An 11793-nucleotide genomic window follows, 5' to 3' on the forward strand; every position below is an offset into this window, starting at 1 on the left:
CGACGCCCGTGGCGGGCGAGACCGTGGCCGGGCCGTCGCCGGACGTGCTGCTCATCGTCGGCGTCGCCGGGTCGGGCAAGACGACGGTGGCGCGTCTCGTGGCGCGGCGGCTGGGCCGGCCGTATCGGGACGCGGACGAGTTCCACTCCGAGACCAACCGCGCCAAAATGGCCGCCGGCCATGCACTCACGGACAGCGACCGAGAGCCCTGGCTCGATGCCATCGGTGCCTGGATGGACCGCGAGATCGCCGCCGGCCGGTCGGCCGTGGTGACCTGTTCCGCGCTCAAGCGTGTCTACCGGGACCGTCTTTTGGCGGGGCGTCCCGGAGTGCGCCTGGTGTACCTGCACGGGTCGCGCGATCTGATCCGCTCACGGCTGGCCGCCCGGCACGGCCACTTCTTCCCGGCCGGTCTGCTGGACAGTCAGTTCGCCGAACTACAGGAGCCGGTGCCCGATGAACATCCGTTGGTGGTCGAGATCGACCAGTCCCCGGAGGCCGTTGCCACGTCGGTGCTTTCGCTGATGCGCCGAGAAAACGCTGCGGACGACCCGGCGCTAGGACCGCTCATCGAGCACCCCGCACGACGCGAGGAGCCGCTCGTCTCAGCCGGCCCGACGGGCGACCAGTGGCAGTTGCGCCGTGATAGGCAGCGGGCTTCCATCGTCCAACTGGGCGGCGCGTTGCGCGAGTACGTCGTGAACGACCGGCCCCTGCTCGACGGGTTCACCACCGGCTCGGCCATCACGGGAGGGCGAGGACAGCTCCTTGTCCCCTGGCCGAACCGAGTGGCCGACGGGCGCTACCGCTTCGACGGCCACGACCTGCAACTCCCCTTGACGGAACCGGAGGAGCACAACGCCATCCACGGTCTGCTGCGGTGGACCTTGTGGAAGCTGCTCGCCCACAGCGAGGACTCGCTGAGGATCGGCACCACACTGTGCCCACAGCCGGGGTATCCCTTCCTCCTCGAGGTCCGTGCGGAGTACCGGCTCGGTCCCGAAGGGTTGGAAGTCTCCGTCTTCGCCACCAACTCCGGTGCGGTCCGCGCTCCTTACGGAGTGGGACAGCATCCGTATCTGACGGTAGGCACCGACCTTGTCGACACCGCCCTGCTGACCGTTCCGGCCGGGTACCGGCTGCTCACCGATGACCAGGGCCTGCCTGTCGGCCAGGAGCCTGTGGAGGGAACCGTGTACGACTTCCGCGCTGCCCGCCCCATCGGCGATCTGCGGCTGGACACCGCCTTCACCGGCCTCGACCGCGACGTGCGCGGCCGGACGGTCGTCAGGCTGGCCCATCCTTCCGGACTGCGAGGCGTCGATCTGTGGCTCGGCGACGGGACCCGCTACGTCCAGGTGTACACGGGTGACACGCTGGCCGAGCCTGAACGCAGACGCCGGGGCGTGGCCGTGGAACCTATGTCCTGTCCGGCGGACGCGCTCCGCAGCGGCACCGATCTCACGGTTCTCGAGCCGGGTGACACACATGTGCTGCGATGGGGGCTCACTTCGTGGGGTTCCCCGTGACGTCGGCCGGCCCTCGCCCGGCCGTCGCGCGCATGGACGAGCGCGAGTTCCGGGTGCTCCACACGCGGCTGCGGGACGCGGCGTGGGCGGAGGGCGAGGCGAACGCGCGCGGGGCACTGGCCCATCTGACACCCGAGCGGATTGTGGCGGCCGCCACTGAGGTGCGGTTCGGGCGTGCGGTGTCGCTGGCCGCACCGATCGAGATCCGGCCGGGCCCGGACAATCCCGACCCCGCTTGCCACTGGATGACCGGACCGCTGTCTGCCGGTGGGCGGCCGGAAGGGCTGCAATTCGCCACCGACCGCTTCGCCATGAACGTGCACGGGGATGCGGACAGCCATCTCGACGCGCTCTGTCACGTGCTGTTCGACGGCCGGCTGTACGCCGGTGTGTCCGCGGACAGCGTGACGGGGGCTGGGGCCCACGCGCTGACCCTGGACCTGGTCGCCAACGGCATCGTCGGACGCGGTGTGCTCCTCGACATCCCGCGGCTGCGCGGCGTCGCCTGGCTGGAACCGGGCGAAGCGGTGACCGCGGACGACCTGACCGCCGCCGAGACCGCTCAGGGAGTCCGGGTGGGCCCCGGGGACGTCCTCCTCGTTCGGGTGGGCCATCGCCGCCGCCGCAGCGAGCACGGGGCGTGGAACGCGGCGCAGGAGCGCGCCGGGCTGCATCCCCTCGCCCTGGAGTTCCTGGCCGACCGCGACGTCGCGGTCCTGGGCGGGGACGGCAACAACGACGCCGCTCCCAGCCCGGTCGAGGGCATCGACTTCCCGGTACATGCCCTGGCCATGCAGGCCATGGGGGTGCACCTGCTGGACTACCTGTCGTTCGAGGAACTGGCCCAGGTGTGTGCCGAGACCGGGCGCTGGAGTTTCCTGTGTGTGATCGCCCCGCTCCGGTTGCCCGCTGCCACCGGCTCGCCGGTGAACCCGATCGCCGTGCTGTGAGCGGGGTGCTGCGGCTCGCGTCGAGGGCGCCGCCCGTGCGGTCGCCGATCACCGGCGGCGCGGATACGTTCGCGCGTGGGGGACCAACTCGGCCTCGGCCAGGGGGGACAGGCTCTGACGCAGGTCAGGGCCGTGATCGCAAGGACGGTGGTCGCCGTGGGCGACACCCCTCACTACGATGTCATCATCATCGGTACCGGCGCGGGTGGCGGCACGCTGGCCCACCGGCTCGCCCCTTCCGGCAAGCGTGTGCTCCTCATCGAGCGGGGCGACCACCTGCCGCGTGAGCGGGACAACTGGGACTCGACAGCCGTGTTCGTCAAGGGCAAGTACCGTGCGCCGGAGTTCTGGATCGACCGGCACGGGACCGAGTTCCCGCCCGAGGTCAACTACTACGTCGGCGGCAACACGAAGTTCTACGGCGCCGCGCTCTTCCGGCTCCGCCCCGAGGACTTCGGGGAAATCCGGCATCACGGGGGTCTCTCGCCCGCCTGGCCGATCACGTACGAGGAGCTGGAGCCGTACTACACGCAGGCCGAGCACCTGTACCTCGTGCACGGCCGGCACGGCGAGGATCCCAGTGAAGGCGTGGCCGGCGCCCAGTACGCCCATCCGCCCGTGGAGCACGAACCGCGTATCCAACAACTGAGCGACGACCTGGAGAAGCGTGGCCTGCACCCCTTCCACCTGCCGATCGGCGTGAACCTCAGCCAGGACGGAACCGGGCGTGCCACCCACTCCAGCGTCTGTATCCGGTGCAACCGGGTGGACGGCTTTCCCTGCCTGGTGCGTGGCAAGTCCGACGCCGAAGTGATCTGTGTGGAACCCGCTCTGCTCCATCCTCACGTCGAGATGACCACCAACACACAAGTGGTCCGGCTGGAGACGGATGCGACGGGGCGCAGCGTCAGCGCCGTCATCGGCCGGCTCGCCGACGGCTCGGAGGTACGGTTCACGGCGGATGTGGTGGTTGTCGCCTGCGGCGCGGTCAACTCCGCCGCGCTGCTTCTCGCGTCGGCGAACGAGCAGCATCCACGCGGACTGGCGAACAGCTCCGACGTGGTGGGCCGCTTCTACATGCGGCACAACAACCTTGCCCTGATGGCCATTTCGAAAGAGCCCAACGACACCCAGTTCCAGAAGACCCTGGCGCTGCATGACTGGTACTTCGGCGCGGACGACTGGGACTACCCTCTGGGCGGCATTCAGATGCTGGGCAAGTCGGACGCCGAGCAGATCCACGGCCAGGCTCCGCGATGGGCGGGAGCGGTCGCCCCGGACATGCCCTTCGAGGTGCTGGCGCACCACGCCGTCGACTTCTGGCTGTGCGGTGAGGACCTGCCCCTGGCCGACAACCGGGTCACGGTCGAATCCGACGGCCGTATCCGGCTGGCTCTCGACGAGACGAACAACATCGAGGGCATGAAGCGGCTGAGGCACAAGCTGCAGGGCATGCTCGGCCATCTGGGCATGCATGAACACCGGCTGCTGTCCCGCAGCATCTACCTGCACAAGGGCATGCCGATCGGCGCGACGGCGCATCAGGCGGGCACCGTCCGCTTCGGAACCGACCCCGCTTCCTCAGCGCTGGACGTCAACTGCAAGGCCCACGACCTGGACAATCTGTACGTCGTCGACACGAGCTTCTTCCCGAGCATCGGCGCGGTCAACCCGTCCCTGACGGCCATCGCCAACGCGCTGCGCATCGGCGACCACCTCCTCGCGCGACTCGGCTGACCGGTCGGGGCCGCTCGTCCGATGGGACGAAGATGCTCGACCCAACGGCCCAACGACCGCTCCGTGGCCATGCCGTCCGCCGCGCCCGGTGATTGCGTGACCTGCGTGCCGGGCCGGCCGCAGACGGCGGACTCTGGCCGCGCTGCGAGGAGGCAGAACATGGTGGATTCGACCGAGGCACCACAGAGCGTCATTCCGTCGCACCTGCTGAGGGGGCAGAAGGCACTGGTCACGGGAGCGAACTCGGGCATCGGAATGGCCACCGCACTCGGGCTCGGCCGGGCCGGCGCGGACGTGGTCGTGAACTACGTGGCGGATCGTGACGCCGCCGAGAAGGTCGTCGAGGAGCTCACTTCCTTTGGCGTGCGCGCGGCTGCCTACGAGGCGGACGTGTCCAAGGAGGACCAGGTCGTCGCCATGGTGGATCGAATGGTCCAGGAATTCGGGACGATCGACATCATGGTCGCCAACGCCGGTCTGCAGCGCGACGCCCGGCTCACCGATATGACGCTGGCGCAGTGGCAGAAGGTGATCGATGTCAACCTCACGGGGCAGTTCCTGTGCGCCAGGGAGGCGGCCAAGGAGTTCCGGCGCCGCGGTGTCGTCCCCGAGGTGTCCCGCGCGGCCGGGAAGATCATCTGCATGAGCTCGGTGCACCAGCTCATCCCGTGGTCCGGCCACGTCAACTACGCGTCCTCCAAGGGGGGCGTGCAGATGATGATGCAGACCCTGGCCCAGGAGCTCGCCCCGGAGAAGATCAGGGTGAACGCGGTCGCCCCCGGTGCGATCAAGACGCCGATCAACCGCAGCGCCTGGGAGACGCCCGAGGCCCGGGAAGACCTGCTGCGGCTGATTCCCTACGACCGGATCGGCGACCCCGACGACATCGCCCACGCCGTCGTCGCCCTCTCGTCCGACCTCATGGACTACGTCGTGGGGACGACCCTGTACGTGGATGGCGGCATGACCCTCTTCCCCGGCTTCGCCACCGGTGGCTGACCTTCCCCTGGAGCGCCGCGAACAGTAAGGGCGTCGATGCACACCTACGTCTCGCTGGCGGCGGATGCCCCAGCACAACTGCTGCCCGCCCGGGAGCTCATGGCCTTCACCCTGGCCTCCCACATCATCCTGGTGCCCCTGGGCGTGGCGCTCCCCTTCATCACCCTGGTCATGCACTACCGCGGGCTGCGCCGCAACGATGCCACCGCGTTGCTCCTGGCCCGGCGCTGGTCGGCCGTCATGGCGGTGCAGTTCGCGGTCGGCGTCGTCACCGGCACGGTGCTCTCCTTCGAGTTCGGTCTGCTCTGGCCGGGACTGATGGGGCGGTGGGGCGACGTCTTCGGCATCGGGTTCGGGGTCGAGGCCTGGGCGTTCTTCCTCGAGGCGGTACTCATCGCGATCTACCTCTACGGGTGGCGCAGGCTGAAACCGCGTACCCATTTCCTGCTCGGGCTGCCGCTCCCGGCCACCGCCCTGCTGGGCGCGTTCGGCATTCTGGCCGCCAACTCCTGGATGAACACACCGCAGGGGTTCTCCCTCGACGGCGCGGGCAGACCGGTCGACGTCGACGTGTGGAAGGCGATCTTCACGCCCATGTTCGGGCCGCAGTACTGGCACTTCGTCGTAGCCATGCTGATGACGGCGGGTTACATGGTGGCCGGGGTCTATGCCGTGGGCTGGCTGCGGGGCCGCCGGGACCGGTATCACCGGCTCGGGTTCACCATTCCCTTCACGATCGCATCCATCGCCGCGCCCGTGCAGATGGTTCTGGGCGACTCCATCGCGCGGTCGGTCTTCCACAAACAGCCGGTGAAGTTCGCGGCCATGGAGATCGTTTGGGAGACCGACACCCGTGTACCGGAATACCTCTACGGTCGCCTGCACCCGGACGGTTCGATCTCCGGCGGTATCAAGATTCCCTTGCTCGACTCCGTGCTGGCCGGGTTCCGCCCGGACACCAAGGTGGTCGGGCTGACCTCCGTCCCGGCCAGCGAACGGCCGACCGCCACCCAGGCGACCATCGCTCACTGGGCCTTCGACACGATGGTCTTCATCGGCACCGCGTTGCTGCTGCTCGCGCTGTGCTACGGATGGATCTGGCTGCGCCACCGCCGGCCTCCCGAATCCAAGTGGTTCTATCGCGGCGCGGCATGCGCCGGAGTCGCGTCCGTCGTGGCGGTGGAGTGCGGGTGGGTCGCCACCGAGGTCGGCCGCCAGCCCTGGATCGTCTACCAGAACATGCGGGTCGCCGAGGCGGTCACCTCGACCCGCTCCACCACCCTGTGGATCATGTTCGGCCTGGTGATCGTGGTGTACGTGTTCGTCTTCGGCTCGCTGCTGACGGTCCTGCTCAAGATGCGGGCGCGCTGGCGGCTCGCCGACGAGCAACAGGCGGCGCACGCACCGGAGGCCGATACCCCCTACGGGCCGAGAACAGCTCCTCAGGCCGGCGACGTCCTCTCCTCCGGCACCGGCGGCAGGCCCCGGGACGGCCGCCCGTGACCGCCGACGTCATCGCCGTGACGCTGCTCCTCGCCGTCGCCGCGTACGCATGTGCGGGCGGCACCGACTACGGCGCCGGATTCTGGGATCTCACGGCGGGTGGAGCGGAGCGCGGCAGGCGTCCCCGGCAGCTCATCGACCACGCCATGGCTCCCGTGTGGGAGGTGAACAACGTCTGGCTGATCTTCGTCTTCGTCATCATGTGGACCGGCTTTCCGATCCTCTTCCAGAGCGTGTTCTCCGCGATGTGGCTGCCGTTGGCGCTGGCCGCGATGGGCATGGTCCTGCGGGGCGCCGGCTTCGCCTTCCGCAAGCCCGCCCGTCGGCTCGTGGGGCGGCGCCTGTACGGTGCGGTGTTCGCCGTGGCCTCGCTCGTGACGCCGTTCTTCCTCGGCGCGGCTGTCGGCGGGGTCGCGTCGGGTCGGGTCTCGCCCGGCACGGAGGCCTCGGCCGATGCGTGGGTCAACCCCACCTCGCTGATGTTCGGTCTGACCGCTGTCGCGGGCACGGCGTTCCTCGGCGCGGTCTTCCTCACGGGAGACGCCCGGCGCCTCGACGCCGGTCTGGTCGGCTACTTCCGGCGGCGCGCGCTGGCCAGTCTCGGGGTCATGTCCGCGCTGGCCGTGCTCGCGGTGTCCGTCACCCGGAACGACAGTGCGCACGTATGGCACGGACTGACCCACGGCGTGGGTCTGGGCTTCGTCATCGCCGCGGGAGTGGCCGTCCTGGCGACGATCTGGCTGCTTCTGCGGACGCCCGGCGTCTGGGTCCGGGTCGCGGCCGTGGCAGCCGTCGCGGGTGCGGTGCTCGCCTGGGGCATGGCCCAGCGGCCCTACCTCCTTCCGACGTCGTTGACCGTGTCCGACGGGGCGGGCGCCCCCGCCACGCTCACGTGGCTGTTGGTGGTCACGGTGATCGCCGTGGTCGTGGTCTTCCCGGCCGTCGCTCTCCTGTACTGGCTGGACACCCACGGCGAACTGGAGGAACTCACGGACGCCGAACTGCGACGAAGCGGCGCCGACGACGACGGCCCCTCCGGCGCCGCCTGAGGCCCACCGTCGTATCCCCATCGCGCCCGGACTCCGACCGAGGGAGCTGTTGTGACGGACGACGAGATCCTTCTCGGGATCGCTCTGACGTTCGCGCTCGCCACCGGATCTCAGATCCTGGCGAGCAAGCTGCGCGTCCCCGCACTGATCATCCTGCTGCCGGCGGGTTTCGCGGCCGGGGCGCTGACGGACGTCATTCATCCGGACAAGCTGATCGGCCCGGACTTCTCCGCGCTGGTCTCGATGGCCGTCGCGGTGATCCTCTACGACGCGGGCCTCGGCCTCAATCTGGGCAAACTCACGGGTCGCACGCGATGGATCGTGGGGAGGCTGCTGCTGATCGGCGTGCTGCTCACGTTCTTCGTCACGTCAGCGGTGGCGCCCGCGATGTTCGACATGCCCCTGCGGGTGGCCGCGATGCTCGGTGTGATCCTCGTGGTCTCAGGGCCGACCGTGGTCGGTCCCCTGCTCGACTTCGTCCGTCCGACCGACAAGGTGCGCCGCATCCTGATCTGGGAAGGGACGCTGACGGATCCGATCGGCGGCATCCTGGGCGCACTCGTGTTCCATGCCGTCGCCACGACGCACCAGGTCGACATCGGCCGGGGGTACCAACTGGGGCAGTTCGCTCTCAGCCTCGCCGTGGGCCTGGTGGGGGGAGCGGTGGCGACGGCCGTGCTGTGGCTGACGCTGCGCACCCTGCGGCTGGGCGAGACCCTGGGAACGCTGGCGCAACTGGCCACGGTGATCACCGTGTCGGCGGTGTGCGACGTGGTCCGGGACGACACCGGGCTCATCGCCGCGATCGTGGCCGGTCTCGCCGTGACCAACATCCGCGGCTTCGACATTCCGGCCCGACGGCCCTTCTTCGAGACACTGGCCCAACTGATCATCGGGCTGCTCTTCGTCTCCATCTCCGCCAGTGTCCCTCCCGACTCCGTGACGCCCGTGCTGTTGCCGGCACTGGGCCTCATCGCTCTCCTCGTCCTGGTCGTGCGCCCCGTGATCGCCTTCGCGTCGACCACCCGGTCCGGCCTGACCACAGGGGAGCGGGCCTTCATCGGATGGATGGCACCGCGAGGCATCGTGGCCGCGGCGACGGCCTCGGCCTTCGCGGCGGGCCTCGTCGAGCAGGGGGAGCCCGGGGCCTCCCGCATCCTTCCGGTCACGTTCCTGGTGATCGTGGGCACCGTCGTGCTGTACGCGCTGACCGCGGCGCCGGTGGCGCGCCGGCTCGGCATCGTCGAACCCGGGGGACATCGGATTCTGCTGGTGGGCGGGGAGCCGTGGGTGGTGGACCTGGGAAGGACGTTGCAGACCGCCGGCCTGGACGTGCTGATGTGGGCGGGGGGCAACGCGGAACGAGAACGCATCGGTGCCGCGGGAATCGAGCTGGCCACCGGTGATCTGCTGGCCACGGCCACCAATCCCGGGGCAAGGCTGGAGGGGGTGACGGCCGTCTTCCTGGCCACCGACGACGACGATTTCAACGCGCTCGCCGCCGTGGTGATGCAGGACAGTGTCGAAGGCCCGGTATACCGGGTGGGACCGCCGCACGGGGGCCATGGCGTCGTGGCCCCTTACACCGGCGGCGACATCCTGTTCGGCACCGCGCTCGTGCGGCACGTCCTGGCGGCACGCTACGAGCGGGGAGCCCGCTTCGTGATCCGGCCCGGCTCGGCTCCCCTCCCGGAGGGCCACGACACCCTGTTCGTCGTCCGCGCCGACCGGCGGCTGGAGCCGGTCACCGACAAGCATCAGGTCATCCCGGGGGAGGGCGACCAGGTGGTGCTGCTCGGCTCGGCCCCCTCCGAAGGCTGAGCGCCGGAGGGCTCAGCGTCGAAAGGCGGCGTAGCCGGCGTTTCGGCGGTCTCTCTATGCCGTCACGCGCCTGCTGTTGAGGGTCGCGTCGAGGGTGATGGCGGCGTCGATCAGCGCCAGGTGAGTGAAGGCCTGGGGGAAATTGCCCAGTTGGCGGCCCGTCAGGGCGATCTCCTCGGAGTACAGGCCCAGATGGTTGGCGTAGGTGAGCATCTTCTCCAGCACCAGTCTGGCCTGATCCGTGCGACCGGCCCGCGCCAGGGCATCGACGTACATGAACGTGCACAGGGAGAAGGTTCCCTCGGAGCCGCGCAGTCCGTCCGGTGACGCCTCGGGGTTGTAGCGGTAGACCAGGCTGTCGCTGACCAGTTCACGGTCCATCGCGTCCATGGTGGACTTCCACATCGGGTCATCGGGCGTGATGAAGCCCACCGTCGGCATGCGCAGCAGCGACGAGTCGAGCACATCGTCGCCGTAGTGCTGCACGAAGGACTGCTTCTGCTGGTCCCAGCCCCGGTCGAGGACCTGCGTATAGAGGTTGTCGCGCTCGGCCATCCAGCGGCCGCGGGCCGCCGGTCGCCCGTCGTCGTAGGAGATGCGCAGGGCGCGGTCGAAGGCCACCCAGGACATCACTCGACCGTAGGTGAAGTCCTTGCGGCCGCCGCGGGTCTCCCACAGCCCTTCTCCGGGCTGGTCCCAGTGGTCGACCAGCCAGTCGAGAAGGGTGTGCAGCGCGGTCCATCCCCGGGTGTCGAGATGGATGCCGTGCTGGTGCGCGAAGTAGATGCTGTCCAGCGCCTCGCCGTAGATGTCCAGTTGCAGCTGGTCCGCGGCTCCATTGCCGATGCGGACGGGGGAGGAGCCGCGGTAGCCCTCCCAGTGCTTCAGCTCCTCCTCCACCAGGTCGGACGAGCCGTCGACCCGGTACATGATGTTCAGCGGTCCGGTGCCGTTGCCCTGGCCGGCCTCTTCCTTCACCCGGTTGTGGAGCCAGCTGATGAACGCCGTCGCCTCTTCTTTGAAGCCCAGGCCCAGCAGGGCGTACACGGAGAAGGACGCGTCGCGGATCCAGGTGAAGCGGTAGTCCCAGTTGCGCTCGCCGCCCAGCTGCTCCGGCAGCGCCGTCGTGGGGGCGGCGACCAGGGCGCCGCTCGGCGCGTAGGTCATGAGCTTGAGTGTCACGGCTGAGCGTTCGACCGCCTCGCGCCACCGGCCTGTGTAGGTGGACTGGCTGAGCCATGAGCGCCAGAAGCGGACCGTCTCGTCAAACAGCTCCTCGAACTCCGCGAGGCGAACCTCGTGGGGCGGCCCTGCGGGCGATGACTCGATGACCAGGCCGCGTTGTTGTCCCGCCTGCAGGGTCAGGGTGAAGCGGAGGTCCTTGTCGCCCGAGAGCGCGTTCAGGAGTCGCTCGTCATGCGGCTCCCGGACGGGGTGCACGGCGAGGTCCATGTCCTCTGAGCTGAACAGGGCTCCGTGCTCGGTGATGTGAAGCTTGTGCGGCTTGCGGCCGTAGTCGAAGCGTGGGGCGATCTCGCCCTGGAACGTCATGCTGCCGCGCACACAGCGCAGCATGCGGACCAGCCGGTGCCGCGGCGTTGCCGTCGTCCCGGTCACCGGCATGAAGTCGACGACCTCGCCGGCTCCGGCCTCCGTCATGAAGCGTGTCACCAGGACGGCGGTGTCGGGGTGGTACAGCTGCTTGGTCTCGTAGTCGCTCGCGGCCGGTCGGACGGTGAAGTGGCCGCCTTTGTGCCGGTCGAGCAGAGCGCCGAAGACGCTGGGTGAATCGAAGCGTGGACAGCAGAACCAGTCGATCGTGGCGTCGGTGGTGACGAGGGCCGCGGTCTGCAGATCACCGATCAGCCCATGGTTCTCGATCAGGGGATAGTCGTCCATCGTGAGCCCCTTTCGGCCTGCGCCGACAAGGATCTGGATCCGCCTGAGCGGCCTCGTAGGGCTCCGCACGCGGCGGCGAGAGAGGTCCACCGGTTACGCAGCGCGAGGGTGGATCCGGTGCCATCCGTCAGCTTAGGCCTCTGGTGTCGCGCCGTCCTGCCGAGCGAAGTGCAGCGGCCGCGCCCAGGGGCGGCCCCGGCACATCGCGAGGCAGGGCCGCGCGACACCACAGGCCGAAACAGAACGGTTGGACCCGATACACCCACCCCCGGGGGAAACCGGGGACCACTAACCCCCCCCCCGGCG

Annotated in this window: 8 protein-coding genes; 7 read left to right on the forward strand and 1 reads right to left on the reverse strand. The window is 69.3% G+C overall.

Annotation, left to right across the window (positions count from 1 at the left end):
- The first annotated feature begins 8 nt into the window (after positions 1-8).
- From ACIOHP_RS36630 to ACIOHP_RS36660, 7 genes are all read left to right on the forward strand, one after another.
- Positions 9-1529: a gluconokinase, GntK/IdnK-type gene (locus tag ACIOHP_RS36630; protein ID WP_401894135.1), complete on the forward strand. Its 1521-nt coding sequence runs from the start codon at positions 9-11 to the stop codon at positions 1527-1529.
- 32 nt (positions 1530-1561) lie between these two features.
- Complete coding sequence (locus ACIOHP_RS36635; RefSeq protein WP_401894137.1) at positions 1562-2479, forward strand: cyclase family protein; 918 nt, start codon at positions 1562-1564, stop codon at positions 2477-2479.
- A 132-nt stretch (positions 2480-2611) separates the two neighbouring features.
- A complete protein-coding gene (locus tag ACIOHP_RS36640) occupies positions 2612-4216 on the forward strand; it encodes a GMC oxidoreductase (RefSeq protein WP_401894138.1) in 1605 nt (534 codons plus the stop codon).
- Between the two features lie 159 nt (positions 4217-4375).
- Positions 4376-5215, forward strand: a complete 840-nt coding sequence (locus ACIOHP_RS36645) for an SDR family oxidoreductase (protein ID WP_401894140.1) — start codon at positions 4376-4378, stop codon at positions 5213-5215.
- A 36-nt stretch (positions 5216-5251) separates the two neighbouring features.
- Complete coding sequence (locus ACIOHP_RS36650) at positions 5252-6718, forward strand: cytochrome ubiquinol oxidase subunit I (RefSeq protein ID WP_401894142.1); 1467 nt, start codon at positions 5252-5254, stop codon at positions 6716-6718.
- On the forward strand, positions 6715-7767 hold the full coding sequence (locus ACIOHP_RS36655; RefSeq protein WP_401894144.1) for a cytochrome d ubiquinol oxidase subunit II: 1053 nt from the start codon (positions 6715-6717) through the stop codon (positions 7765-7767). Before ACIOHP_RS36650 ends, ACIOHP_RS36655 begins: the two co-directional genes overlap by 4 nt.
- Positions 7768-7818: 51 nt before the next feature.
- Positions 7819-9588: a cation:proton antiporter gene (locus tag ACIOHP_RS36660; protein ID WP_401894146.1), complete on the forward strand. Its 1770-nt coding sequence runs from the start codon at positions 7819-7821 to the stop codon at positions 9586-9588.
- Between the two features lie 54 nt (positions 9589-9642).
- On the opposite strand, the gene ACIOHP_RS36665 is transcribed toward ACIOHP_RS36660, so the two are convergent.
- The gene (locus ACIOHP_RS36665; protein ID WP_401894147.1) at positions 9643-11487 is read right to left on the reverse strand and encodes a glycoside hydrolase family 15 protein; all 1845 of its coding nucleotides are present in this window, start codon (positions 11485-11487) and stop codon (positions 9643-9645) included.
- Positions 11488-11793: the final 306 nt, after the last annotated feature.

The sequence above is a fragment of the Streptomyces sp. NPDC087859 genome (genome assembly GCF_044742595.1).
GTDB classification, from domain to species: domain Bacteria; phylum Actinomycetota; class Actinomycetes; order Streptomycetales; family Streptomycetaceae; genus Streptomyces; species Streptomyces canus_F.